We start from the raw sequence: 25,507 nt of genomic DNA on the forward strand, positions 1-25,507 counted from the left end.
TTTACAACAGAGAGCGGCCTCACCAGGCGCTAAAATACAAAACGCCCGATGCGGTGCATCAGGCGTTTTACAGGCAAAAAAGTGTCAACCTATACCAGGACTAGTCAGAGAGAAGCGGAGAGACACATGAAACGTCATCTTATTATCGCCACCGTGCTGTGGCTACCCTGGCTGGCTATAGCGGAAAACGGTGTCACCACACTCAGCCAGCAACAGCAGTTTCTAAACCAGCGTGACCAGCAGGCACAGCAGCAGCGCATGCTGAACAATCAACAAATGGGACTGCGCCAGCAGCGGGGTTATCCGCTCAAGGCCAACCAGCCCCAAATGCTGCCCTATAACGGCAATAACAACCCGATGCAGCCGCAGATGCCCACGGGCAAGAGACTGCAAACCGGCAATCAGCCAGTTAACCCCTTTAACCAGACGACACCAACAATTCCGCAGGTGCCGCCCCCGTCTGCACCAACGGACTGACGTTGTTAGATTTAATGGCTCCCCAAGGTTTTAAGGATTAACCGGTTAAAAATCCGGGCCGATCAAATCTATCCGGTCGGTGCAAATACAGTCAACGCCCCAGTTCAACAATAAACGCGCCCGCTTTGGCTGATTGACGGTATACACCAGAATACGCAGCCCGGCGTCTTTTAGCGCCGCGACACGTTCAGCGGTCAGTTCTTTATGATTAATATGCAGCGAGACACAGCCCAAACGCTCGGTCAGCTCACGCCAATTGTCATCCCACTTGTCCAGCAACAGGCCGCGCGGCAGTTCGGGGGCGGTCTGCTGTGCCGCTGCCAAGGCCTCCACCGAGAACGAAGAAAGCAGCGGTTCGGTTTGCCCCTGCCACAACATGCTGGCGGCAAACGCTACCACCCGGCCGGTTTCCTCGTCGCTGCCGGTGGTTGGCTTGATTTCAATGTTGGCCATCATGCCATGCTGCTTACAGCGCTCCGCCACGTCTGACAGCAGCGGCAAACGCTCCCCTTTAAAGGCCGAGCTGTACCAGTCACCGGCATCCAGTTCTACCAGCTTTTCCCATGGTAGTTCGCCTGCCACGCCCCAACCGTTGCTAGTGCGTTCGAGCGTGTCATCATGCAGCAAGAAGATCTGCCCATCCTGCGCCAGTTTGGCATCAAATTCGATCATCTTGTGGCCATGGCGCGCGCCGACGTCAATGGCCGCCAGGGTATTTTCCGGTGCCAGAGAGCCGCCGCCGCGATGGGCGACGATGTGGGGATAAGGCCAGGCTGTAGTCATTAATCCATCCGTGTTCCGCTGTGGGTAGCAAAAAAGTGCAGCGCCGACGCAGGTAGCTGTAAATACAGGGTACTGCCCGCAGGCGGCAGAGTTTCATGGCTCAGGCGAACGATTACGCCTGAACTCCCCCATTGACCATGCGCCAGGTTATCGGCACCGAGCAGTTCCAGCGTTTGCAGCTCTAACGGAATACCGCCCTGCTCGCGCGTACTCAGTTGAATATGCTCCGGTCGGATGCCCAACGTCAACTCCTGTCCACCCCACTGTGGTCGAGGTTCCGGCAAATCCAGCGCCATACCACCGGCCAGTTGCAACTGCTTGCCGTCCACACTCAGGGTACCGGGCAACAAGTTCATCGCCGGGGAGCCGATAAAACTGGCGACAAACAGCGTCGCCGGGCGTTGATAAACCTCGCTCGGCGTGCCGATTTGCTCCGCCACGCCTTTATTCATCACGATCACCCGCTGCGCCAACGTCATCGCTTCAACCTGATCGTGGGTGACATACAGGCTAGTGGTTTTCAGGCGGCGATGCAGTTGCTGCAACTCCAGACGCATCTGGACGCGTAATTTGGCATCGAGGTTGGAGAGCGGCTCATCAAACAGGAACACCGCCGGTTCGCGCACAATCGCGCGCCCCATCGCCACCCGCTGGCGCTGCCCACCGGAAAGCTCACGCGGTTTACGTTGCAACAGCGGTTCCAACTCCAGGATACGCGCCGCCTCTTCTACCCGCTGGCGAATGTGCTGTTTACCAAAGCCACGGATTTTCAGGCCATAGGCCATATTGTCGTACACGCTCATATGGGGATACAGCGCGTAGTTCTGGAACACCATAGCAATGCCGCGATCTTTCGGTTCCAGATCGGTTACGCGCTGGCTATCGATATAAATATCACCGCTGGTGGTGCGCTCCAGCCCGGCCACCATCCGCAGCAGCGTCGATTTGCCACAGCCGGAGGGGCCAACCATCACAATAAATTCGCCGTCAGCCACGTCGAGATCGATCTGCTTGATCACCGGCGTTTTGCCGTCGTAAGACTTGGTGACCGCCTGTAGTTTTAAACCTGCCATATTCGTTACTTCTCGCTATCAACCAGACCGCGCACAAACCAGCGCTGCATCAAAAGAACCACCGCCAACGGCGGGATCAAAGTCAAAATCATTGCCGCCATCACCTGATTCCACTGGGTCGGCGCGCCGGAGGTGGAAATCATGCTGCGGATCCCCGCCACCGCCGTGCTCATCGAGGCGTCACTGGTGACCAGAATCGGCCACAGATACTGGTTCCAGCCGTAGATAAAGGTGATGACAAACAGCGCCGCCAGATTGGTTTTCGACAGCGGCAACACAATGTCCCAAAAGAAGCGCATCGGCCCGGCTCCGTCGATACGGGCCGCCTCTAACAGTTCATCCGGCAGGGTCATAAAGAACTGACGCAGCAGGAAGGTGGCCGTGGCTGACGCCATCAGCGGCAGCGTGAGGCCGGTGTAGCTGTCCAGCAGGTTGAGGTTGGAGATCACTTCCACCGTCGGGAAGATACGCACCTCGACCGGCAGCATCAGCGTCATGAAGATCAGCCAGAAGAACAGGCTACGCAGCGGAAAACGGAAATAGACGATGGCATAGGCGGAAAGCACCGAGACCACGATCTTGCCGCAGGTGATCGCCAGCGCCATGATCACACTGTTGAGCAGCAGCATCGAGAACGGCACCTTGAGGGTACCCACACCGCCCTGCCAGATATGGCGGATGTTGTCCCAAAGGTGCCCTCCGGGGACCAGCGTCATAGGCACCTGAAACACCTGCTGATCGTCCAGCGTGGCGGCCACAAAGGCCACATATAGCGGAAACAGCACCACCAGCACGCCAACAATCAGCATCGTATGGCTGAAGATATCCAGCCCGCGTCGGTTCTCAATCATTGGTAGCGCACCTTACGTTCGACAAAGCGGAACTGGATCACCGTCAGGCCAATCACCAGCAGCATCAGCACCACCGACTGCGCCGCTGAACTGGACAGATCCAGACCGGCAAAGCCTTCACGATAGATTTTGTATACCAGCGTGGTGGTCGATTGCACCGGCCCACCGCCGGTAGCGGCGTCGATCACCGGGAAGGTATCGAAGAAGGCATACACCAGGTTCACCACCAGCAGGAAGAAGCTCACCGGCGTGATCAGCGGCAGCGCCAAATTGAAGAAACGCCGCACCGGGCCAGCCCCGTCAATCGCCGCCGCTTCCACCAGAGAACGCGGAATAGACTGCAGCGCGGCCAGGAAAAACAGGAAGTTATAGCTGATCTGCTGCCACACCGATGCCAGCACCACCAGGAACATCGCCTGGCCGCTGTTTTGCGCATGGTTCCAGTCATAGCCGAAACCGGCGAGCACATGGGTGATCAGGCCCATACCGGGGCTGAACAGAAAGATCCACAGTACCGCCGCTACCGCAGGGGCAACCGCATAGGGCAGGATCATCAACGTCTGGTAGAAACGGCTGCCGCGCAGCACGTAGTCCACCAGCGCGGCAAAGAACAGCGATACCAGCAGGCCAACGCCAGCCACCAGGAAGCTGAACAGCAGCGTGGTGTAGAAAGAGTCCAGGTAATACGGGTCCTGGAACAGCTGTTTAAAGTTATCCAGCCCGACAAACTGGCTGGAGAGGCCGAACGGATCGACGCTTTGTACCGAGTACCACAGCGCCTGACCGGCAGGCCACAGGAAGAACACGACGGTGATCAGCAGCTGTGGCAGCACCAACACATAGGGCAACCAACTACAGCCGAAGCCGGGACGGGATGATGACATAGGGTTAACCGTTAAATGGGGATGAGGGATGGTATAAGGCCCTCATCCCAACCCTCGCCTACAGGGAGAGGGAGTGGATCGATGTCGTTTGGCCGAATACGGCCCATTCTGACGCTTACTTGGTGGAAGCCTCGAAGCGGCGCAGCAACACGTCACCGCGCTGTACCGCAGCATCCAGCGCCTGCTGCGGGGTTTTCTTGTCGGTCCACACGCTTTCCAGTTCTTCATCCACCACGGTACGGATCTGCGGCATATTGCCCAGGCGCAGCCCTTTGGTGAACGCCAACGGTGGCTTGTTCAGCATCTGGCGAGTGGCAACATCGGCCCCTGGGTTCTTGTCGTAGAAGCCCTGCTGCTTGGTCATTTCATAGGCGGCAGTGGTGATCGGCAGGTAACCGGACTTCTGGTGCCATTCGGCGGCAATCTCAGGCTGGGCCAGATATTGCAGGAATTCCGCCACGCCTTTGTAAGTCGCCGCGTCTTTGCCGTTCATCACCCACAGGCTGGCTCCACCGATAATGGCGTTCTGCGGTGCATTTTTTGCGTCAGAATCGTAAGGCATCATGCCCACGCCGAAGTCGAATTTGGCGTATTTGCGGATGCTGGCCAGCGAGCCGGAAGAGGCGGTCGCCATGGCGCAGTCGCCGTTGTAGAACTTCTCGGTAGGTTCATCCTTACGGCCGAAGTAGGTGAAGTCACCCTTCTTGTTCATGTCTTGCAGGAACTGAATATGTTTCACCTGCAGCGGCTGGTTGAACTCCAGCTTGGCATTGGTGCCACCAAAGCCGTTGTTTTCACTGGCGAACGGCACGCCATGCCAAGCGCTGAAGTTCTCCAGTTGGATCCAACCCAGCCAACCGCTGGTGTAGCCGCACTTCATGCCAGCCGCGCGCAGTTTGGCGGCATCGGCCGCCAGTTCCTGCCAGGTTTTCGGCGGCTGATCCGGATTCAAGCCCGCTTTCTTGAAGGCATCTTTGTTGTAATACAGCACCGGGGTGGAGCTGTTGAAAGGTTGAGATAACAGATGGCCGCTCTTGTTATTGGTGTAGTAACCGGCCACGGTCGGCACAAACACCGATTCATCGAACTTGACGCCCGATTCCTGGAACACCTGATACACCGGCTTGATCGCCTTGCTCGCCATCATGGTGGCGGTGCCCACTTCGTAGACTTGCAGGATCGCCGGTGCCTTGCCGGAACGGTAAGCGGCAATCCCCGCCGCCAGGCTCTGTTCGTAGTTGCCTTTATAAACCGGGACGATCTTCACATCGCTGTGAGTTTGGTTGAAACGGTCTGCCAAAGAGTCGACTTCGGTACCCAGTTCCCCTTCCATCGAATGCCAAAAGGGGATCTCGGTGGCGGCTATTGCATGGCCGCTGACCGCCAGGGCCAAGGTAACGCACAACGTGGTTTTTTTAATCGCGTGAGCAAACATGCCTAACTCCTGAAAAAGCTGGTGTGATCAAAACGCGTGAGCGAAAAGAAGTCTTTATACTCGGATGTATTCCCTTATAGCTTTCAAGCTGCAGCTAGGCGGCAAGCTGGCGCATCCCCTGGAGCTTAGTTAGCTAAGTGACTGGGGTGTGCCAGTGCAGTCAACAACGCTGCGGCTTGAAAGATGACGGGGATAACATGCCATGCGCGGATGACAGAAAAATAACTCTCAGATGACAGTAAGGTGACAGCGAGGTGAAGTGCAGATGGCGGTTTGATGTCGGCGATAGGGAATTCACCCCACCGCCGCAGAGAAATTACAGCGAGCGACGCAGGCGGGCGACGGCCTCTTGCATCTGTTGCTCGGTTGCCGTGGCAAACGACAGGCGGAAGGTAGAGCGATCCGGTTTGTCAGAGAAGAAGTATTCTCCTGGTACAAACACCACGCCCTGTTTCAGGGTAGTTTTCAGCCACTCGGTGGCATCGAATTGCTGACGGAAACGCGCCCACAGGAACATGCCGCCTTTCGGCATATCAAAGCTGATCACGTCACCCAGCTCTTTTTCCACCAGCCCGGCCAGGATTTCACCTTTGTGCTTGTAGGCCGCGCGGATCTTTTCAATCTGTGCGGGTAAACGATCCAGCCCCAGGTAACATTCGACGATGCTCTGCGACAGCGCGCTGGCATGCAGATCCGCCGCCTGCTTGATGATCGCCACTTTATGCAGCAGGAATGGCGGCAGGATCGCCCAGCCCAGGCGCAGGCCCGGAGCCAGGATCTTGGAGAAGGTGGAGGTGTAGATAATGTTTTCGGTATGGCCCAGCACCTGTTGCGAAACCTGATACAGCGTAGCATTACGCTCTTCGGTGAAGCGCAGCTCCCCGTACGGATCATCCTCGATAATCAGGAAGTTATGCTCCACCGCCAGTTTCACCAACTGCTCACGGCGTGCGGTGCTCAGGGTCAGACCGCTCGGGTTGCCGAAGTTCGGCACCACGTACACCCCTTTGATCTTCTGGGTTTTCAGCAGTTCGGCCAGTTCATCCACCACCATGCCATCGCTGTCGGAGGAAACAGACATGACGTTGGCTTCCGCCAGTTCCAGCGTTTGCAGCGCCGCCAGATAGGTCGGGCGCTCTACCACAAACACATCACCAGGGTTAATCACCGCACGCATCACCAGATCTAACGCCTGCTGGGAGCCTGCGGTCACCACGATATCTTCCGGCTTGGCATTAACGCCACGCTGTGCGCATAGGGTACAGATGCCTTCACGCAGCAGTTCGCTACCTTCGGTCAGCCCATATTGGAAAGCGCTTTTCGGTTGTTCGGTAATGGCCTGCTGGGTAGCAATGCTCAATCCTTCGAAGTCAAACAGCGCATCAGAGGGAATGCCACCCGCCAGCGAAATGACGTTTTCCATTTTGCTGTGCTTGAGCAATTCGCGGATTGCCGAGCTTTTGACCTTTACGATGCGCTGCGCGAGTAGTCCTTCTGTCTTCATTGCTTGTTCTCGTAATCGTTAAAATATGGGCGCGATACCATCTCTATGCCCTCTTATTCGGTAAATACCACCTAATACCCTATGGATTTCGAGTTACAGCTAGGCAGCAAACATGTTTATCCCCAGGAGCTTACTTTTGGGTAAGTGACTGGGGTCAACATGTGCAGCTAACAACGCTGTAGCTTGAAAGACGACGGGTATTTTTAACCACCGAGATAGGCCGAGCGTACTGCTTCGTTTGCTAATAATGCGGCCCCCGTATCTTCCAACACCACGCGGCCGTTTTCCAGTACATAACCACGATCCGCCAGTTTTAGTGCCTGGTTGGCGTTTTGTTCCACTAGGAAGATAGTCATCCCTTCTTCGCGCAGCTGCTGGATGATATCGAAAATCTGCTGGATGATGATGGGTGCCAGCCCGAGTGAAGGCTCGTCCAACAGCAGTAACTTTGGCTGGCTCATCAGCGCACGACCAATCGCCAGCATCTGCTGCTCGCCACCGGACATGGTGCCAGAGCGCTGGCTGCGGCGCTCCAACAGGCGCGGAAACAGGGTAAATACTCGCTCGATGCGTTGGTGATACTGATCGCGATCCGCAAAGAAACCGCCCATCGCCAGGTTCTCTTCCACCGTCATGCGCGAGAACACCCGCCGCCCTTCCGGTACGATCGCCACGGCCTCGCGCATGATGCGCGCTGTCTGCCACTGGGTGATGTCCTGATCCATCAAGGTGATGGACCCTTCGCTGGCCCTTGGGTCGCCGCATAGCGTGCCGAGCAGGGTGGTTTTACCGGCACCGTTGGCGCCGATCAGGGTGACAATCTCCCCCTGTTGAATGTTCAGGCTGACCTGGTGCAGCGCCTGAATTTTGCCGTAATGGGCGGAAACCTGATTAAATGACAACATATGCTTATTCGCCCAGATAGGCCCGGATCACGTCCGGGTTATTACGGATTTCTGCCGGTGTGCCTTGCGCCAACGGCGTTCCCTGATTCACCACGTAAATGCGATCGGAAATCCCCATCACCAGTTTCATATCGTGCTCAATCAACAGCACCGACACCTGGTGCTGGTTGCGCAGCTCGACGATCAGGTGATCCAGCTCATCGGTTTCTTTCGGGTTCAGGCCTGCCGCCGGTTCATCCAGCATCAATAGTTCCGGGCGGGTTACCATGCAGCGGGCAATCTCCAGCCGACGCTGCTGGCCATAGGCCAGATTACCCGCCGAACGGTTGGCCATGTCCAACAGACCCACGCGTTCCAGCCACACCGTCGCACGCTCCAGCGCATCGGCCTCTGCACGACGGAACGCCGGGGTTTTCAGCAAACCAGCAAATACGCCGCTTTTCAGATGCTGATGTTGGGCCACAAGCAGGTTTTCAATCACCGTCATTTCACGGAACAACCGCACGTGCTGGAAGGTACGCACCACACCCATGCGGGCAATAGTCTGGCCGGAAAGCCCTTCCAGATGGCGATCGCGCAGTTTGATGGTGCCACTGGTCGGGCGATAGAACCCGGTCAGGCAGTTGAACACCGTGGTTTTGCCTGCGCCGTTCGGGCCGATCAACGAGACAATCTCACCTTGATGCAGCTCCAGCGCGACGTTGTTCACCGCCAGCAAACCACCAAAACGCATCGAAAGCCCGGCAACCGCCAATAAAGGTTGAGTACTCATGCCTGCTCCCCCTTCACGGCTTTGATATCAGCCACTTTCATCTTCAACTGCGGGCGTTTCATCGGCAGCAGCCCCTGTGGCCGCCAAATCATCATCAATACCATCAGCGCCCCCAGCAGCAACATGCTGTATTCATTCAGATCGCGCATCATCTCACGGGACACTACCAGCAGGATCGCCGCCAGGATCACCGCAAACTGTGAGCCCATACCGCCTAACACCACGATCGCCAGCACAAAGGCCGACTCCACAAAGGTGAAGGACTCCGGGCTGACAAATCCCTGACGTGCGGCAAACAGCGTGCCAGCGAAACCGGCAAAGGCGGCACTGATGGTGAAGGCGGTCAGTTTGATTTTGGTCGGGCTCAAGCCCAGTGAACGGCAGGCGATCTCATCTTCGCGTAACGCTTCCCAGGCACGGCCCAGCGGCATACGCAGCAGCCGGTTAATCACAAACAGCGTCAGTATCACCAGCAGCAGCGCCACCAGATAGAGGAACACGATGCGGTCGCTGGGATCGTATTTCAGGCCAAAGAAGTTATGGAAGGTATCCCAGCCACCGTCGCGGGCGCTGCGGTTAAACTCCAGACCAAAAAAGGTGGGTTTCGGGATCTGGCTGATGCCATTCGGCCCGCCGGTAATTTCGGTGTTGTTCAGCAGCAGGATACGGACGATTTCACCAAAGCCGAGCGTGACGATCGCCAGATAGTCTCCCCGCAGGCGTAATACCGGGAAACCGAGCAGAAAACCGAAGATGGCGGTGACAATCCCCGCCAGCGGCAGGCTTTCCCAAAATCCCAGGCCGTAGTAATGGTTCAGCAATGCGTAGGTATAGGCACCAATGGCGTAAAAGCCGGCGTAGCCCAGCACCAACAGGCCGGAAAGGCCAACCACCACGTTCAGGCCCAGCCCCAGCATCACATAGATCAGCGTCAGGGTGGCGATATCCACCGTGCCGCGCGACACCAGGAACGGCCAGACTACGGCGGCAATGATGATCGCCGCTGCCAGCACCTTTTGGCGCATTGTGGAGCCGTCAAAGCTGGGTAATACGAACGCCGGGCCGGAGATTTTCTTCATCCCATGCTGCATCAGCGGACGCAACAGCTGGAAGAAAAATACCACCACACAGCCGATACCAATCCACATCCAGCGCACTTCGGCAGCGCCGTGCACTACCAGCTTGGTACCGTCGAGGCTCAGTTGCATCCCCATCAGGAAGGAGGCCATGACAAACAGCACGACCGTGGCAATACAGGCGTTAAGCAGACCGAGTTTCATACTTTCTCAACCTCCGGACGCCCAAGGATACCGGTTGGCATCACCAGCAACACCACAATCAGCAAAGCGAAGGACACCGCGTCTTTGTATTCGGTGCTCAGATAGGCCGAGGTAAGCGCTTCAGCCACGCCCAGCACCAGCCCGCCGATCATCGCCCCAGGAATGCTGCCGATCCCGCCCAGTACCGCAGCGGTGAAGGCTTTCATCCCGGCCATAAAGCCGATGTAAGGGTTGATCACGCCGTAGAACTGGCCGAGCAGCACACCCGCCACCGCCGCCATTACCGCGCCGATCACGAAAGTGAGCGAAATCACCCGGTCGGTATTGATGCCCAGCAAGCTGGCCATCTTCAAATCTTCCGCACAGGCACGGCAGGCGCGGCCCATACGCGAATAACGGATAAACATCGTCAGTGCCAGCATCGCCAGGAAGGTGACCACCCAGATGATGAGCTGCATGGTGCTGATGGTCGCGGAAAAGCCGTTGCTCTCACCCAGCACCCATTGGCCGGTGACCAGGCTTGGCAGCGCCACATCACGCGAACCCTGCGTCAGGCTGACGTAGTTTTGCAGGAATATCGACATCCCGATGGCGGAAATCAGCGCAATCAGGCGCTTGGAGTTACGCACCGGTTTGTAGGCCACGCGCTCAATGCTCCAGCCATAGGCGCTGGCAATCACGATCGACACCAGGAACGCTGCACCGATCAGCAGCCAACCCACGTCGATGCCGATCATCATCAGGGCGGCGATCACGATAAAGGAGACATAGCTGCCGATCATATACACCTCGCCGTGGGCGAAGTTGATCATGCCGATAATGCCGTAGACCATGGTGTAACCGATGGCGATCAATGCATAGGTGCTGCCCAGCGTCACGCCGTTGAACATCTGCTGCAGAAAATAGAGAAACTGCTCTGACATACTCTGACCCTTGGCCACGTTTTTATATTGCAGCTTGGAATAAAAAAAACAGGAACGATATACCCTATGAATTTCACGTTGCAGCTAGGCGGCAAACGGGTGCACCCAACAACGCTGCAACGTGAAAGACGACGGGTATATTATTTAATCGGCGTTGATGAGCCGTCGGCATGCCATTCAAACACCCCGAACTCGAAGCCTTTCAGATCGCCTTTGTCATCCCAGCTCAGTGGGCCCATGACGGTTGCCACTGGTTGGCCGGTTTTCAGATCTTTGACGATATCTGCCGGTTCCTGGCTACCGCTACGCTCCATCCCGGTGACCAGCGATTGCAGTGCAGCATAGGTGGTCCAGACAAATGGCCCAGTCGGATCCAGCTTCTTGGCTTTTAATGCATCAACCACCGGCTGGTTGGCTGGCACCTGATCGTAGCGTTTTGGCAGCGTTACCAACATGCCTTCAGACGCGGCACCGGCGATGTTGGACAGCGAGGAGTTACCCACACCTTCTGGCCCCATGAAGCGAGTAGTCATGCCCGCTTGTTTGGCCTGACGCAGGATCTGCCCCATCTCCGGGTAGTAACCGCCGAAGTAGACGAAATCGACGTTTTCTTTCTTCAGGCGAGCCACCAGGGTAGAGAAATCTTTGTCGCCAGCGGTGATGCCTTCAAACATCACTACGTCGGTACCCTGTTTTTTCAGGCTGTCACGCACTGAACGCGCCAGGCCCTCACCGTATTGCTGTTTGTCGTGAACCACGGCGATGCGTTTGGGTTTAATCTCGTTGAGGATATAGCTGGCAGCCGTTGGGCCTTGATCGGAATCCAGGCCAGTGGTGCGCAGGATCATCTTGTAACCACGGGTGGTCAGATCGGCGTTGGTCGCCGCCGGGGTGATCATGATCACGCCTTCGTCTTCATAGATGTCGGAAGCCGGCTGAGTCGAAGAAGAGCACAGGTGGCCGATCACGTAGCGGATCCCGTCATTGATGACCTTGTTGGCCACCGCCACCGCCTGTTTTGGGTCACAGGCATCGTCATACTCTACCGCCACCAGCTTATCGCCCTTGATACCACCTTTGGCGTTGATATCGGCAATTGCCTGACGCGCACCAGTGAACTCCATATCACCATACTGCGCTACCGGGCCGGACATGGCACCCACTACGGCAATCTTGATGTCTTTTGCCACAGCGACATGGCCGATAGCCATCGCGATACAACCGGCCAGCAGCGCTTTACCCTTTGTTAATTTCATCCGCATATTCCCCATCTGTCGTTGTGAGTAAGTCCGTTGTTTTTGTCACACCTAATCATTGTTTCTACCGGCTGAATTGCAAGTTACTGCTCATGGCTGCGGCCTGAAAAACGGCGGTAGAACGCTTTTATCTATAAGTAATAATGATTTAGGTACATTTGCGACAATATTTTCTAATAAGACTTTATTTTTCATGTCATTAAACAGGAGTTTTCTTCTGCAAAGCAACTCACAATGTCAGAAACAAGCGGTGTAAACAGCATAAAATCCGGATTAATTCTGCGCTATTTCGCACAAGGAACAGCAAGATATGCTGGTTAACACGTCCTTAACCAATCGTTTACTCGGAAAATGCCCACGGCAAAAAACATTTTGCACAGGACACGTATAGAAAAACTTACACAACGCGTTGTGCAAGATCCATTACACTGTCGACATCCCTTATCGGTGCGGAAATCCGGCATGAAACTGACCATTGAACGCTTGACCAGCTTGTCCCCGCAAGACCTTATCGACCTTGGTAAAATCTGGCCGCATCAACAGCCTGCGCAGTGGCTAAGCTGGCTGGAAGATGGCAAGGCACTGTTTGCCGCCCGGTTTAACGAGCGGCTACTGGGGGCAGTAAAAATAAAGATAGAGGGCCAGAGCGCCCAATTGCACGATCTGCTCGTGCGCGAAGTGACACGCCGCCGAGGTGTAGGGCTGTATCTGATAGAAGATACCCAACGCCAATTGCCACAGGTGCAACATTGGCAACTGGCTACTGCCGGGTTAGCCGCACGTGAACGTGGTGAGGTCGGCAACTTTATGCGCGCCTGCGGCTTTCAGCCTCAGGGCGATTGCTGGCAAAAATGAAACGTTGGATAGCTCTGATCGTCATTATGCTGCTCGCAGTCATGGCCTGGTTTGCAGGGCGCTACCAGGCAATCAATCTTCATCAACCTTGGGATCAGCAGGCCTACGTTTGGCAAAGGGTGTGGACACCTCAACATGCCGAGGCGCTGGCCGCCAGCCATGATCTGTTTGCTACCCTGCGCGTGTTGGGTTTGCAGGTGCATCCGCGTGAGGGTTTCCGGGAAATCACGGTCAATACTGCCCTGCTCAAACAGGATGGCCGCCCGCTATGGCTAGTGGTACGGCTAGACGGGCAATTGATGCAGTTGGATGAGGCCGCCATCTATGCACGTCTGCAGCAACAGCTGCAACGCTGGCAGGCGGCGGGTTTACCGGTAATTGGCGTGGAGATCGACCATGACGCCGCCACCGCACGGCTGCCCGAATATCAAAAATTCTTGCGCCAACTCCGCCAATGGCTTCCCCCTTCACTACAGCTTGGCATCACCGCCCTGCCCGCCTGGATCCGCTCCCCGGCGCTGCCCGGCGTGCTGCAACAGGTAGACAGCTCGGTGCTTCAGGTACATGCGGTGCTCTCCCCCACCCAAGGTTTATTCGACGACCAGTTGGCGCTGGAGTGGACACGCCAGTATGCGCGCCTTAGCCCTAAGCCCTTCCGTATCGCCTTACCAGCCTACGGTATGGCTCTGATAGGGTTCGATGCCCAGGGAGCTATGGTTGAAAGCGAAGTTTCGCAGCGCGTGGCGGGCAATACCCAGGAACTGACCGTGGCACCGCAACAGGTTGCCGATTTCTTGCGGCAGCTAGCACAACGCCCACTACCACATCTGCGCGGCATTATCTGGTTCCGCTTGCCGCTGACAAACGATCGCCGCGCCTGGTCGATGGCGACGCTACGGGCGGTGATCCAGCATCAGCCATTACTCGCCAACTGGCGGGTGAAATTTTTGCCGCAGCCACAGCAAAATGGGCTGTATGATTTGATTATTGAGAATCAGGGACCGGTGGATGCCCCGTTACCCCGTGAAATCCACATTCAGGCTGAAGGTTGCCTGGCCGCAGACGCGGTAGGTCATTACCAGCTGGCAACGCCATCGGAAGCACAACGCTTTATCCGCATTAGCGGCGATCAGCTACGAGCAGGGCAATCACGCCCCTTGGGCTGGCTACGCTGCCAACAAATCACGCCAGGAGGCACCCATGTCATACCTTGATTTGCACACAGCAGGGCACGGTCGCCGTGCGCTTCCGTTAGCATCCCTGATCGCTGCGGCACTGATGATGCCGCTGAGCGGCCAGGCCTGTGGGCCAGACTTCCCCAACCGCCTGCTGGTTAACCGCAACGGCACCCTGCTGTATATGCCTGAGGGCAACTTCGCTTTCGAAGCCAGCCGTCTGGTGCCGGTAGATCCACAGTTGCCACGCTGGCAGGCTCCGGCCCCGACGACACCGCCAAAACCGATGCCCCTCTCGCCAGAACAGCAAGCCATTGCCCAGATGCGGGCGACACAGACCGTAGAGGAAGCCGACGCGGTGAATGCGCAAGGGCTATCTAATGCCGCACGCTTATATACGCTGGGGGCGGTAGCCTTTACCGCAGAAGATCCTCGGGCGTCGCAATATTTCCAGCAGGTGTTGGCGTTGCCAGCCGCCGAGCAGGAAGTATGGGGGTTACGGGCACAATACTCGCTTGGCCGCCTGCTGATGGGCGATCATGGCACGCCGGAAAACGAATCCGGTAGCGAGCCGGTGGTGAAACATCCGGAGAAAGCTCAGCTTGAGCAGGCCTTGGCCGCCTTCCAACAGGTGATCGACCAGGTGAAAAGTGGCACCGCCGATCCCGATCAACTGGCGCTGAGTAGCCTGGGCCAGCAAGCACGTATTCATTTGTGGCTCGGGGAAATCGCTCCGGCGGCACAGCTATATGCTCAGCAGGCCGCCCAGGGCGATCCCGATGGCGGTCTCTCGCTGCAGTACATCTCCACCTATCTGGTCAACCCGCAACATGTAGAGGCGTTAAAACAGGCCATTCACGATCCGTTGGTGCAGCAGTTGGTCACCATTGAGCTGTTCGCCCGCAGCAGTAATCTGGAGATGTCCGGCATCATTAACGGTGAGACCGGCGCCAAACAGCTTGTCGATCAGACCCTGACGCTGCTCAATGACTCGGTTAAAAGCGGTTTCACCGGTAGCGACCGGCTGGCGGCGCTGGCCTATCGTTCCGGGCAATATGTCATGGCGGCCAACCTGCTGAAAAATGCGGGTGATGGCGGTTTAGCCTGGTGGTTACGTGCCAAAATGGCCCTGCGTGATGGTGATGTGAAAGCCGCCACTGCCGCCTATGCCAAAGCCGCTGCCGCATTCCCAACGGATGAAAGCTGGGGGGAGCAACGTAACGAAGACTTCGCAGCCGAAATGATCGTGCCGGATTGCCGGGTTGCCGGCGAGCAGGCCATTCTGGCGCTGAACCGTGGCGACTATCTGCAAGCGATGGATCTGATGTATCGCGGTAAAGAAAACTACTGGGCAGACGTGGCGGATATCGCCGAGCGGGTGCTGACGGTCGATGAGCTGAAAGGCTTTGTGGATAAGCATGCACCAGCGCCCACCACGCCGCTCAAGCCGGTCAAACCCGACGAATACAATGGCGAGCGGATCACCCAAGAGGTTCAACTGCGTGAATTGCTGGCACGGCGCATGATGCGCGCTGGCCGCTATGAGGAGGCGGTGAACTACTTTGCCATTCCGAACTACCGCCAAGCGGCGCAGGACTTTGCCAACCTGATGAAAGCGGCGAAGGATAAATCGGCAGATAAGAACGCACGCGCCAAAAGCTACTATCAGGCGGCGGCGCTATTGCGCTCGCAGGGGTTGGATTTCACCAGTTACGAAATGACGCCGGATTACAATATTTATGGCGCGGGGTATTCCTATCTGGGGGATGCTTTCAACACCAAGGATATCAAAGACAAGAGTTGGATCAGCGCGGCGGAAGCGGCACGGGCCAAGAAATCGTTGCCAGATGCGGATAACCGTTTCCTGCATTACCGCTGGCAGGCGGTGGATCTGGCGCAAAAGGCCGCCGACCTGTTGCCACCGAAAAGCCAGGCCTATGCCGCCGTATTGTGTAATGCCGCAGGTTGGGTGATAGCCCGCGACGCCAAGACCGGCCGGGCGCTGTATCAGCGCTATATCAAGAACGGCACCCAGTTTGATTGGGGAACCAAGTTTGGCTACAACTGCCCGGCACCGGAGTTTGATACCGCAACCAACTAACTACAAAAACAGAAAAGCCCGGCTTGCCGGGCTTTTCGAGCGTTAAGCACTGTCAATATCAGGCTTCGATCGCCATCTTCAATTTCTTCATGGCGTTCTTTTCAAGCTGGCGCACACGCTCGGCGGAAACGCCGTACTGATCGGCCAGCTCCTGCAGGGTGGACTTGTTGTCGTCGTCCAACCAGCGGGCGCGAATGATATGCTGGCTGCGCTCGTCCAGACCTTCCAGCGCGTAGGCCAGTTTGTCTGCGGCGTTGCTTTCCCAGTTATCTTCTTCGATCCCTTCGGCAAAGTCCGAGCTTTTATCCTGCAAATAGAGCATCGGTGCCATGGCATGACCGTCACGCCCTTCGTCTTCCGGCGTTGGGTCAAAGGTCATGTCCTGCGCCGCCATGCGCGACTCCATCTCACGCACGTCTTTGCTGGTGACACCCAGCTCGCGCGCGACCAGCTCCACTTCATCCTGATTGAACCAGCCCAAGCGCTGCTTGGTTTTACGCAAGTTGAAGAACAGCTTGCGCTGTGCCTTGGTGGTCGCCACTTTGACGATACGCCAGTTGCGCAGCACGTATTCGTGAATTTCTGCCTTGATCCAATGCACCGCAAAGGATACCAGACGTACGCCAACCTCTGGGTTGAAGCGACGCACGGCCTTCATCAGGCCGATATTCCCTTCCTGGATAAGATCTGCCACCGGCAAACCGTACCCTGAATAGTTACGGGCAATATGAGCGACAAAGCGCAGGTGAGACAGGATGAGCTGCTTAGCTGCTTCCAGATCGCCCTGATAATGCAGCCGTTCAGCCAGTTCCCGCTCTTCCTCTGCCGTCAGCATCGGATAGGTGTTGGCTGCCCGCAGGTAGGCTTCCAAGCTGCCCTGTGGGACTAAGGCTAAAGTGCGCATTTCTTTGGTCATTCAAAACCCTCTCTTGATAAAACTGGTCATGCAGGTGATTTTACGGCGGGGAGCTATTGATCTTGCGGCAGTTGCTGTTGCAAAAGCGGGTCCACACGCCGGGCACCTAAACATTTGCTGCAGATTTTGACCGTGCTCAACCCTAAAAGTTCACCGTTTTTCGCACACAGTGCACACGACAATACGCCATGAAAGCTCAGGTTGATTGGGAATTTGTGCGTTTGAGAAGAGATCGGAGATGTTGATGTCTGGCAGCTCTTCTCCCGCAGCACGGCAACCGGGCCGCAGCAGGAGAAGAGTATACCAAAAAATCACTATTGTGGTGTAAATCGGCGTAAATGTTGCACGGTAGCCAACCAGGCGGCAATCCAGCCGATCATCGCCGAAATCAGCAGCAGCAGCAGCGCCTCGTCCCAGCCCAGCCCATGCAGGGTAAAGGTGGTGCCAAACACCTTCGCCACGTTGGTCACTACCGACTCCAGCTTCCACACCAGCGCGCCAGACAGAACCAACGACAATAACGCGCCGAAGAAGCCGAGCATTGCACCACCGTTGAGGAACGGCCGCAGGATAAAGCCGTCGGTAGCACCGATCAGCTTCATCACGTTGATGGTATCGCGACGGCTGAAGATGCTCAGACGCACGCTGTTACCAATCACCAGGAACACCGCTACCACCATCAGTATGCCGATCATCAAGGCCACTTGGCCCACCAACCCGGTCAACGCCGCCAGGCGGGCAAACCAGCTGTCGTCCATCCTGACTTCATCCACACCCTGCACCGCCGCCACGCGATCGCGCAGGGTGGTGAGCGTATCGGAACTCTGGAAACTCATCTGCGGTGTGACAATCGCCACGGCTGGCAGCGGGTTTTCTTCCAGCATATCCAGCGCGCCACCAAAGCCAGACCAGTTGCGGAACTCGCCCCGCGCCTCTTCACGCGACAGGTAGTTCACCTTCTCCACCCCGGCCTCAGCCTTGATGGCATCCAACACTTTAACCGCCGCGTCATCGTCGAGGGATTTATCCAGATACACCGTCAGCTGTGGCGTTGGATACCACTGTGTCGCCGCGGTACTGACGTTCTTCCAGACGATGTAGCAAACACTCGGCAGCGTCAGGGAAATGGCGATGACCATCACAGTCAGCAGCGTTGCCAGCGGTTGGCGCAGCATATCGGCAATGGCGTTCATCCAGGCATAGCGCCACTGTTCACGCCAGCCACCGCGCAGTGCCTTGCTCTTGGCGGTTTTTGCGTTATTCGCCATGGTGTGCGCCCCCTACCATACGGCCCTGGCTCAGCGTCAGGATGCGATAATTGCGCCGGGCGATCAGCCCGGTGTCGTGGGTTGCCATCAATACCGTCACCCCAACGCGGTTAAATTCTTCAAACAGGCGCAGGATCCCTTCCGATAGGGCGTCGTCCAGGTTACCGGTCGGTTCGTCCGCCAACAGCACTGCTGGCTTGTTCACCACCGCGCGGGCAATGCCAACGCGTTGTTGCTCACCACCGGAAAGCTGAATGGGGAAGTTCTTCGCTTTATCCAGCAGCCCAACCTTGTCCAACGCAGCCGAAACGCGGCGACGGATATCTTCGGTACTGGCCCCGGCGATGATCAGTGGCATCGCCACGTTGTCATACACCGTACGATCCAGCAGCAGATGGTGATCCTGGAAAATCATGCCGATCTGGCGGCGCAGGAAAGGCACCTCGCGGTTTTTCAACCGGCTGATGTCATGCCCGCCAAACCAGATATGACCGGCGCTTGGCCGCTCAATCCCACAAATCAGTTTCAGCAGGGTACTTTTCCCCGCGCCGGAATGGCCGGTCAGAAACGCCATCTCCGCCGGACGTAGATGAAAATCTACCCCCTGCAGGGCTTGCCGTCCGCCCAGATAAGCTTTACTGACCTGTTCAAAGCGAATCATCCGTATCAATCCTCTCGGGCAAAAAGTGCCTCAATAAAGTCATCAGCCTTAAACGGCCGCAAATCTTCGATACCTTCACCAACGCCGATATAACGGATCGGGATAGTAAACTGATCGGCGATGGAGAAGATCACCCCGCCTTTGGCGGTACCGTCCAGTTTAGTCAGCGTTATGCCGGTCAGGCCCACGGCTTCATTAAATAATTTCGCCTGGTTAACCGCATTTTGTCCGGTGCTGGCATCCAGAGTCAGCATAACCTCATGGGGGGCCTGCTCGTCCAGTTTTTTCATCACCCGCACGATCTTCTTCAGCTCTTCCATCAGGTGCGCCTTGTTCTGCAGGCGACCGGCGGTGTCGGCGATCAGCACATCGATATTGCGGGCTTTGGCCGCCTGCACCGCATCAAAGATCACCGAAGCGGAATCGGCACCGGTATGCTGAGCGATGACCGGAATACGGTTACGTTCACCCCAGACCTGCAACTGCTCAACAGCGGCGGCGCGGAAAGTATCGCCTGCGGCCAGCATCACCGATTTACCTTCGGCCTGGAACTGACGCGCCAGTTTGCCGATGGTGGTGGTTTTACCCACGCCGTTCACACCAACCATCAGGATCACGAATGGCATTTTGCCGCCGACATCCAGTGGTTGATCCACCTTGGCGAGAATTTCCGCCATCTCTTCTTTCAGTTTGCCATACAGCGATTCAGCGTCTTTCAGCTGCTTACGGCTGGCGTGCTGAGTGAGAGATTCAATGATTTTACGGGTGGTTTCTACACCAACGTCGGCGATTAACAACTGTTCTTCCAGCTCTTCGAACAGATCGTCGTCGATCTTCTTGCCGCGGAATAGTCCGATAAAGCCGGAGCCCAGGTTCTGTTTGGTTTTCAGCAGGCTGCGTTTAAGGCGCGCGAAGAAGCCTTCTTTGCTCGGGCGTTCTTGCTCTTGCGTAACCGCTGGAGCTAACAGTTCAGGCTGCTCAGGTTCCGCTTCCAGTTCTGGTTCGATAACCTCTTCAATCACCTCTGGCTCAGGCTCGATAATCTCGGCAGGTGCTTCGATTACCGCTTCAATCACTTCCGGCTCTGGCTCGATAATTTCAGCAGGTGCTTCGATAACCGCTTCAATCACTTCTGGCTCTGGCTCGATAATCTCGGCAGGCGCTTCGATTACCGCTTCAGCCACTTCTGGCTCAGGTTCGATAATCTCGGCAGGGACTTCGACTACCGCTTCAATAACCTCTGGCTCTGGCTCGATAATTTCAGCAGGTGCTTCAATAACCGCTTCAATCAGCTCTGGTTCTTCTGCTTGCCGCTCAGGCTGTTGCACTGCGGTAACTTCTTCGATCGCCACTGGCTCAGCGTGATGTTCGTCCAGCGGCAGGATATTTTCGGCAATAGGCTCGCCGCTCAGGCTGCTATCCCACTCCCCTGGGGTATCTTTGGTGGCGGCTGGTGCAGACTCCTGAGTGGGAAGTTTATCGTCCAGTTTGGGGGCAGCCGGGGTTTCTGCGGCCTGCTGTTCCGCCGGTTCTACGGCAGATTCAGGTTGCTGCTGCTCTTCTTCCTTCTGGCCGAAGCCCAGCCAGGAGAAAAACCCACGTTTTTTATCTTTTGCCATGCTCTGACCTACTCCGTACCAATGGCTTAATGTCCACGGAAATCTAATTAACTAATTATTTTTTGAGTTTATCACTTTCCCTCGCGCAGCAATACGCATCGGCAATGCTTTCATCACGGTAGTTTTAACGCTCCCACCGCCTCCAGGCTGCAACTTATCCGCAATCCGGTATAGAATGGCGGCAACTTTTCGTTAACCCCGCAACTGATTAAGACTCTTTATGGCAAAACAACCACCGCGCGGCGCGCTCAAAAAACCGCAGACGGCCTCCGCTGGCCAGATCCGCATCATCGGCGGCCAATGGCGCGGGCGCAAACTGCCGGTGCCCAACAGCGAAGGGCTGCGGCCAACCACCGACCGCGTACGCGAAACCTTGTTCAACTGGCTGGCACCGGTGATCCGTGGCGCTCGCTGTCTGGACTGCTTCGCGGGTAGTGGTGCGTTGGGGTTGGAAGCGCTGTCGCGCTATGCCGAAAGCGCCACGCTGCTGGAGTATGAGCGGCCAGTCGCGCAACAGTTGGGGAAAAACCTGACGCTGTTGCAAGGCAATGGCAGCGTCGTTAATACCAACGCCTTGACCTGGTTGGCAGGCAATGGGCAACCTTTTGACGTGGTGTTTCTCGATCCCCCGTTCCGTAAAGGGCTGCTGGCCGAAACCATCACGCTGTTGGAACAGCAGGGCTGGTTAGCGAACGAGGCCTGGATTTACGTCGAGGCGGAAGCCGAAAGCGCCGCCACCGATGTCCCTGCAACCTGGACATTGCACCGCGAGAAGGTCGCTGGCCAGGTAGCCTACCGCCTTTACCTCCGCACCCTTGAGGAGAAAACCGAACATGCTGATTAATCTGGGCCGTCTGCTGATGCTGTGCGTGTGGGGCTTTCTGCTCACCAACCTGTTTCACCCGTACCCCAAGCCGCTGACCTACTTCATCAACGTCGCCTTGTTCTTTATGGTGGTGATGCACGGGCTACAACTGGTGTTACTGAAATCCACCCAGCCGAAAGACCAACCCATCAGCCGCTGGCTGGAAACCAAGATCTTTATTTTTGGCGTGTTTGAGATGCTGGACTGGCAAAAAAAGCAGCCACCTCTGAAGAAAAAATAGCCTTTAACGGGCGCCGCATGCGGCGCCCCTACGACGTCTGTGCCGTGAAGGAGATAAAACGGGTGCCCTGTAGGCTCAGCGTGCCCTGAGCGCCTTTATCTATCTGATTATATTGCTGCTGCGGCAGCGGCATTTTGATCTCACTGCCGCCCGTCAACGGACGGAAATACACTTCGTAACGCATATCTTCCACTACGATATTTTCCCGCTGCCGCGAACGACGATTTGGCGAGGGGAACTCCCGCTTGGCACTGACTTCCACCTGCAATGTACGCACCGGCTGGCGGTCATTATCCGCATCCTGACGGCGCTTGTTGAGGTATTGGCGGGTCGCCAGCACCGCAATCAGCGCGATCACGGCAACGAAAAACAACGGTGGCTTACTCATTGACGACTTTCCTCTTTTACCCGGCGGATTTCCGCGCCTAAGACCGCGTAAACATAGCATTCTGAAGAAAGCATTGTCGAACCTATGCGCGCTGCTTACACTGGAAGAGTGACAACCTGGAGTTGGTTATCCCGGCTCCCATCATAAATAAGGAAGACATATGAGTTGGCCGTTCCTTGCCGTATTTTTTTCCGGTTGGTTGTTCGTTGATGCCTCCTATCGCGGCCCGCGCTGGCAGCGCTGGGTGTTTAAACCGGTCACCTTGCTGCTGTTGCTGTTATTAGCCTGGCAGGCTCCGGTATTGGGCCCTGCGGGTTACCTGATCGTTTTAGGCCTGTTGGCGACGCTGGCGGGTGACGCCTTGCTGTTGCTGCCGCGTGAGCGGGTGCTGTACGCCATCGGCGCTTTCTTCCTCTCACACCTGCTGTATACCCTGAGCTTTGCCAGCCAGATGACTTTCAGCCTGTTCTGGCCCTTGCCGCTGGTGCTGCTGGTGATTGGTGCTCTGCTGCTGGCCATCATCTGGAGCCGGTTGGAAGAGATGCGCTGGCCGATCGCCACGCTGGTCGCCATGGCGCTACTGATGGTGTGGCTGGCGGGGGAACAATATTTCCTGCGCAGTACCGACTTTGGCTTCTCATTGCTGGCGGGCACCTCGCTGCTGCTGTTGGCGAATATCGTCTGGCTGCTGAACCGCTATCGCTTTACCTTCCGCGCGGCAGATGCCGTGGTCGCCTTCTGCTACTTCTCCGGGCATTTCCTGATCGTTCGCTCGCTGTATCTGTAATGGCAGGCTACGGGTTCGGGCAACCGGATCCGTAGCGCCCCTGCAATGCAATTAACAATAATTCTCATATCGCGCTTGACTCTGGAGTCAGCTCCAAGGTGTAGAGTGCTTGTTGAGATGATATTGGATTGCCTGAAGGGGGCGTTATGCAGACTCATAAACCACATAATCACCAAGAACATCAGCATCAAGAACATACCCACGATCATGGCTGTGGCTGTAGTCATGACCACGCTAAAACCCAGCATGGCTGTAGCAGTGAAAAAACCACGGCAGGAGCAACCGCTGCCCATGACCATCATGCGTCCCATGAGCACGGCGCCAACTGTTGCAGTAGCGATGACCACGACGATCCTGATGAGGAAAGCGACAGGCTGGCTGCCGTTCCCCCTTCCGGCAGCCAGCGTTTCAGTTGGAAAGTCACCGGCATGGATTGCCCGAGCTGTGCCAAGAAAATCGAAAATGCCGTGACGTCGATCCCCGGCGTCGACAGCGCTCGCGTGCTGTTTGCCACGGAAAAACTGGTGGTGGATGCCCAATCCGACGTCAGCATGCAGATCCAGGACGCGGTAAAACAGGCTGGCTTTACCCTGTTAGGGACTACCCCGGCGGCACAAGGCGATGAGCCGAAAGCCTCCCGGTTTGGTGAGTACGGCCCTCTGATACTGCTCTCCGCGCTGATGGTGCTCAGCTGGGTTCTCGACTTCTTCAACCCACGGCTGGGCGAAATTGCCTTTATCGCTACTACGCTGGTCGGCCTGGTGCCGATTGCCAGCAAAGCCTTGCGGCTGATTCGGTCGGGCACGCCGTTTGCCATAGAAACCCTGATGAGCGTTGCCGCCATCGGTGCGCTGTTTATCGGTGCCACCGCCGAAGCGGCCATGGTGCTGCTGCTATTTATGGTGGGAGAACTGCTGGAATCCTACGCCGCCAATCGTGCACGCCGTGGCGTGAAGGCATTGATGGAACTGGTGCCGGAAGATGCTCTGCTTATCCAGGGTAGCGTACGTAAACGCGTGCCGGTGGCCAGCCTGCGCCCCGGTGACGTGATAGAGATCGCGCCCGGTGGCCGCTTGCCTGCCGATGCCGAATTGCTAAACCCGTTCGCCAGCTTTGACGAAAGCGCTTTAACCGGTGAATCCGTGCCGGTAGAACGCCAACAGGGTCAGAAAGTGGCCGCTGGCAGCCTGTCCGTCGATCAGGCCGCGCAGATGAAGGTCACTTCCGAGCCGGGCAAAAATGCCATCGACCGTATCCTGCAGCTGATTGAAGAGGCCGAAGAGCGCCGGGCACCGATTGAACGCTTCCTAGACCGCTTCAGCCGTTATTACACCCCGGCGATCATGCTGCTGGCCGTGGCGGTGATCCTGGTTCCACCGCTGCTGTTTGCCGAACCTTGGGAGATGTGGATTTACCGGGGTCTGACCTTGCTGCTGATCGGCTGTCCGTGTGCCTTGGTGATCTCTACGCCAGCGGCCATCACCTCCGGCCTTGCGGCGGCCACACGCCGAGGTGCGCTGATTAAAGGCGGTGCGGCATTGGAACAGTTGGGCCAAGTGCAGACCATCGCGTTCGACAAAACCGGTACGCTGACCGAAGGCAAACCGACGGTGACCGACGTGCTGCCAGCAGAGGGCCTTAGCGAGCAACAACTGCTTGCCATCGCAGCGGCTGTCGAGGCGGGCTCACACCACCCATTGGCACAAGCTATCGTCAACCGCGCAGCGGAAAACGGGGCTACGTTGCCGCTGGCCGAAGGTCGCCGGGCGCTGGCAGGTATCGGGGTTGAGGGGAAAGTCGACGGTAAAACCATTCTGATCAGCGCACCGGGCAAGTTGACGGAAAGCCAGTTGGGCAGCGAATGGCGCAACCGGGTAGAAACGCTGGAAACGGCGGGTAAAACCGCAGTGGTGGTGTTAGAAAACGGGCAGCCTATCGGTTTACTGGCGTTGCGTGACACCTTACGCAGTGACGCCAAACAGGCGATTATCGAGCTGGCCGAGTTGGGGATCCGTGGCGTAATGCTCACCGGCGACAACCCGCGTGCAGCGGCCGCCATTGCCAATGAACTGGGGATTGATTACCGCGCTGGGTTAATGCCGGAAGACAAAGTGAAAGCGGTAACCGAGCTGAGCAAGCTGCAACCCACCGCCATGATCGGCGACGGTATCAACGATGCCCCGGCGATGAAAGCCGCCAGCATTGGTATTGCGATGGGGAGCGGCACCGACGTAGCGTTGGAAACGGCCGATGCCGCACTGACGCACAACCGCTTGACCGGCGTTGCCGAGATGATCCGCATCTCCCGCGCTACACACGCCAATATTCGCCAGAACATTACCATTGCGCTAGGGCTGAAAGCGATTTTCCTGGTCACCACCCTGCTGGGGATGACCGGCCTGTGGCTGGCCGTATTGGCAGACTCCGGGGCGACCGCACTGGTGACCGCCAACGCCTTACGGTTGCTGAAAAAACGCACATAATCGAT

General features: G+C 56.8%; 24 protein-coding genes. 8 read left to right on the forward strand and 16 right to left on the reverse strand.

What is annotated here, in order from left to right:
* Window positions 1–126 precede the first annotated feature (126 nt).
* Window positions 127–477 (forward strand): hypothetical protein, encoded by a 351-nt coding sequence (locus KAJ71_RS06560; protein WP_248944978.1) that lies wholly within the window; start codon window positions 127–129, stop codon window positions 475–477.
* Window positions 478–522: 45 nt separating this feature from the next.
* On the opposite strand, the gene ugpQ is transcribed toward KAJ71_RS06560, so the two are convergent.
* From ugpQ to KAJ71_RS06615, 11 genes are all read right to left on the reverse strand, one after another.
* Window positions 523–1,260, reverse strand: coding sequence for a glycerophosphodiester phosphodiesterase (ugpQ, locus tag KAJ71_RS06565; RefSeq protein WP_248944979.1), 738 nt, complete (start codon window positions 1,258–1,260; stop codon window positions 523–525).
* A complete protein-coding gene (locus tag KAJ71_RS06570; RefSeq protein WP_248944980.1) occupies window positions 1,260–2,333 on the reverse strand; it encodes a sn-glycerol-3-phosphate import ATP-binding protein UgpC in 1,074 nt (357 codons plus the stop codon). Before KAJ71_RS06570 ends, ugpQ begins: the two co-directional genes overlap by 1 nt.
* A 5-nt stretch (window positions 2,334–2,338) precedes the next feature.
* Window positions 2,339–3,184, reverse strand: a complete 846-nt coding sequence (gene ugpE, locus KAJ71_RS06575) for a sn-glycerol-3-phosphate ABC transporter permease UgpE (RefSeq protein WP_024484628.1) — start codon at window positions 3,182–3,184, stop codon at window positions 2,339–2,341.
* Complete coding sequence (gene ugpA, locus KAJ71_RS06580) at window positions 3,181–4,068, reverse strand: sn-glycerol-3-phosphate ABC transporter permease UgpA (protein WP_248944981.1); 888 nt, start codon at window positions 4,066–4,068, stop codon at window positions 3,181–3,183. Before ugpA ends, ugpE begins: the two co-directional genes overlap by 4 nt.
* 115 nt (window positions 4,069–4,183) lie before the next feature.
* Window positions 4,184–5,503 carry a sn-glycerol-3-phosphate ABC transporter substrate-binding protein UgpB gene (gene ugpB, locus KAJ71_RS06585; RefSeq protein WP_248944982.1) on the reverse strand — a complete coding sequence of 440 codons (1,320 nt, stop codon included), beginning with the start codon at window positions 5,501–5,503 and terminating at the stop codon, window positions 4,184–4,186.
* Window positions 5,504–5,819: 316 nt separating this feature from the next.
* Window positions 5,820–7,007 carry an aminotransferase-like domain-containing protein gene (locus KAJ71_RS06590; RefSeq protein WP_248944983.1) on the reverse strand — a complete coding sequence of 396 codons (1,188 nt, stop codon included), beginning with the start codon at window positions 7,005–7,007 and terminating at the stop codon, window positions 5,820–5,822.
* A gap of 203 nt (window positions 7,008–7,210) precedes the next feature.
* Window positions 7,211–7,912 (reverse strand): high-affinity branched-chain amino acid ABC transporter ATP-binding protein LivF, encoded by a 702-nt coding sequence (gene livF / locus KAJ71_RS06595; RefSeq protein ID WP_248944984.1) that lies wholly within the window; start codon window positions 7,910–7,912, stop codon window positions 7,211–7,213.
* A gap of 4 nt (window positions 7,913–7,916) precedes the next feature.
* Window positions 7,917–8,684 (reverse strand): high-affinity branched-chain amino acid ABC transporter ATP-binding protein LivG, encoded by a 768-nt coding sequence (livG, locus tag KAJ71_RS06600; protein ID WP_248944985.1) that lies wholly within the window; start codon window positions 8,682–8,684, stop codon window positions 7,917–7,919.
* Window positions 8,681–9,964 carry a high-affinity branched-chain amino acid ABC transporter permease LivM gene (locus KAJ71_RS06605; RefSeq protein ID WP_248944986.1) on the reverse strand — a complete coding sequence of 428 codons (1,284 nt, stop codon included), beginning with the start codon at window positions 9,962–9,964 and terminating at the stop codon, window positions 8,681–8,683. Before KAJ71_RS06605 ends, livG begins: the two co-directional genes overlap by 4 nt.
* A complete protein-coding gene (gene livH / locus KAJ71_RS06610) occupies window positions 9,961–10,887 on the reverse strand; it encodes a high-affinity branched-chain amino acid ABC transporter permease LivH (RefSeq protein WP_248944987.1) in 927 nt (308 codons plus the stop codon). Before livH ends, KAJ71_RS06605 begins: the two co-directional genes overlap by 4 nt.
* Before the next feature lie 140 nt (window positions 10,888–11,027).
* Window positions 11,028–12,143, reverse strand: coding sequence for a branched-chain amino acid ABC transporter substrate-binding protein (locus KAJ71_RS06615; RefSeq protein ID WP_248944988.1), 1,116 nt, complete (start codon window positions 12,141–12,143; stop codon window positions 11,028–11,030).
* 462 nt (window positions 12,144–12,605) lie between these two features.
* On the opposite strand from KAJ71_RS06615, the gene panM reads away from it, so the two are divergent.
* From panM to KAJ71_RS06630, 3 genes are read left to right on the forward strand one after another with little or no spacing between them, the layout of a single operon-like run.
* Complete coding sequence (gene panM / locus KAJ71_RS06620) at window positions 12,606–12,998, forward strand: aspartate 1-decarboxylase autocleavage activator PanM (protein ID WP_248944989.1); 393 nt, start codon at window positions 12,606–12,608, stop codon at window positions 12,996–12,998.
* On the forward strand, window positions 12,995–14,212 hold the full coding sequence (locus KAJ71_RS06625; protein WP_248944990.1) for a DUF3142 domain-containing protein: 1,218 nt from the start codon (window positions 12,995–12,997) through the stop codon (window positions 14,210–14,212). The genes panM and KAJ71_RS06625 overlap by 4 nt, the downstream gene beginning before the upstream one ends.
* Complete coding sequence (locus KAJ71_RS06630; protein ID WP_248944991.1) at window positions 14,199–16,274, forward strand: hypothetical protein; 2,076 nt, start codon at window positions 14,199–14,201, stop codon at window positions 16,272–16,274. Before KAJ71_RS06625 ends, KAJ71_RS06630 begins: the two co-directional genes overlap by 14 nt.
* A gap of 58 nt (window positions 16,275–16,332) precedes the next feature.
* Here KAJ71_RS06630 and rpoH read toward each other — a convergent pair whose 3' ends face one another.
* The 4 genes from rpoH to ftsY all read right to left on the reverse strand — a co-directional run bounded on the left by rpoH (window position 16,333) and on the right by ftsY (window position 20,738).
* Window positions 16,333–17,190, reverse strand: a complete 858-nt coding sequence (gene rpoH / locus KAJ71_RS06635; protein WP_021181503.1) for an RNA polymerase sigma factor RpoH — start codon at window positions 17,188–17,190, stop codon at window positions 16,333–16,335.
* A gap of 314 nt (window positions 17,191–17,504) precedes the next feature.
* The gene (ftsX, locus tag KAJ71_RS06640) at window positions 17,505–18,458 is read right to left on the reverse strand and encodes a permease-like cell division protein FtsX (RefSeq protein WP_024484638.1); all 954 of its coding nucleotides are present in this window, start codon (window positions 18,456–18,458) and stop codon (window positions 17,505–17,507) included.
* Window positions 18,448–19,119, reverse strand: coding sequence for a cell division ATP-binding protein FtsE (ftsE, locus tag KAJ71_RS06645; protein WP_248944992.1), 672 nt, complete (start codon window positions 19,117–19,119; stop codon window positions 18,448–18,450). The genes ftsX and ftsE overlap by 11 nt, the downstream gene beginning before the upstream one ends.
* 5 nt (window positions 19,120–19,124) lie before the next feature.
* Window positions 19,125–20,738: a signal recognition particle-docking protein FtsY gene (gene ftsY, locus KAJ71_RS06650; RefSeq protein ID WP_248944993.1), complete on the reverse strand. Its 1,614-nt coding sequence runs from the start codon at window positions 20,736–20,738 to the stop codon at window positions 19,125–19,127.
* 220 nt (window positions 20,739–20,958) lie between these two features.
* Here ftsY and rsmD point away from each other — a divergent pair, with 220 nt between their 5' ends.
* Both rsmD and KAJ71_RS06660 read left to right on the forward strand, forming a co-directional pair.
* Entirely contained in the window at window positions 20,959–21,582 is a 624-nt protein-coding gene (gene rsmD, locus KAJ71_RS06655) for a 16S rRNA (guanine(966)-N(2))-methyltransferase (RefSeq protein WP_248944994.1), read from the forward strand.
* Complete coding sequence (locus KAJ71_RS06660) at window positions 21,572–21,844, forward strand: DUF1145 family protein (protein WP_248944995.1); 273 nt, start codon at window positions 21,572–21,574, stop codon at window positions 21,842–21,844. The genes rsmD and KAJ71_RS06660 overlap by 11 nt, the downstream gene beginning before the upstream one ends.
* A 28-nt stretch (window positions 21,845–21,872) precedes the next feature.
* Here KAJ71_RS06660 and KAJ71_RS06665 read toward each other — a convergent pair whose 3' ends face one another.
* Complete coding sequence (locus tag KAJ71_RS06665) at window positions 21,873–22,232, reverse strand: DUF2500 domain-containing protein (RefSeq protein ID WP_248944996.1); 360 nt, start codon at window positions 22,230–22,232, stop codon at window positions 21,873–21,875.
* 160 nt (window positions 22,233–22,392) lie between these two features.
* Between KAJ71_RS06665 and KAJ71_RS06670 the strand changes: the two genes are divergently transcribed.
* Window positions 22,393–23,019 carry a lysoplasmalogenase gene (locus tag KAJ71_RS06670; RefSeq protein ID WP_248944997.1) on the forward strand — a complete coding sequence of 209 codons (627 nt, stop codon included), beginning with the start codon at window positions 22,393–22,395 and terminating at the stop codon, window positions 23,017–23,019.
* 146 nt (window positions 23,020–23,165) lie between these two features.
* Window positions 23,166–25,502 (forward strand): zinc/cadmium/mercury/lead-transporting ATPase, encoded by a 2,337-nt coding sequence (locus KAJ71_RS06675; RefSeq protein ID WP_248944998.1) that lies wholly within the window; start codon window positions 23,166–23,168, stop codon window positions 25,500–25,502.
* Window positions 25,503–25,507 lie beyond the last annotated feature (5 nt).

Origin of the sequence: Serratia silvae, assembly GCF_023282985.1 — a bacterium.
GTDB lineage: Bacteria > Pseudomonadota > Gammaproteobacteria > Enterobacterales > Enterobacteriaceae > Chania > Chania silvae.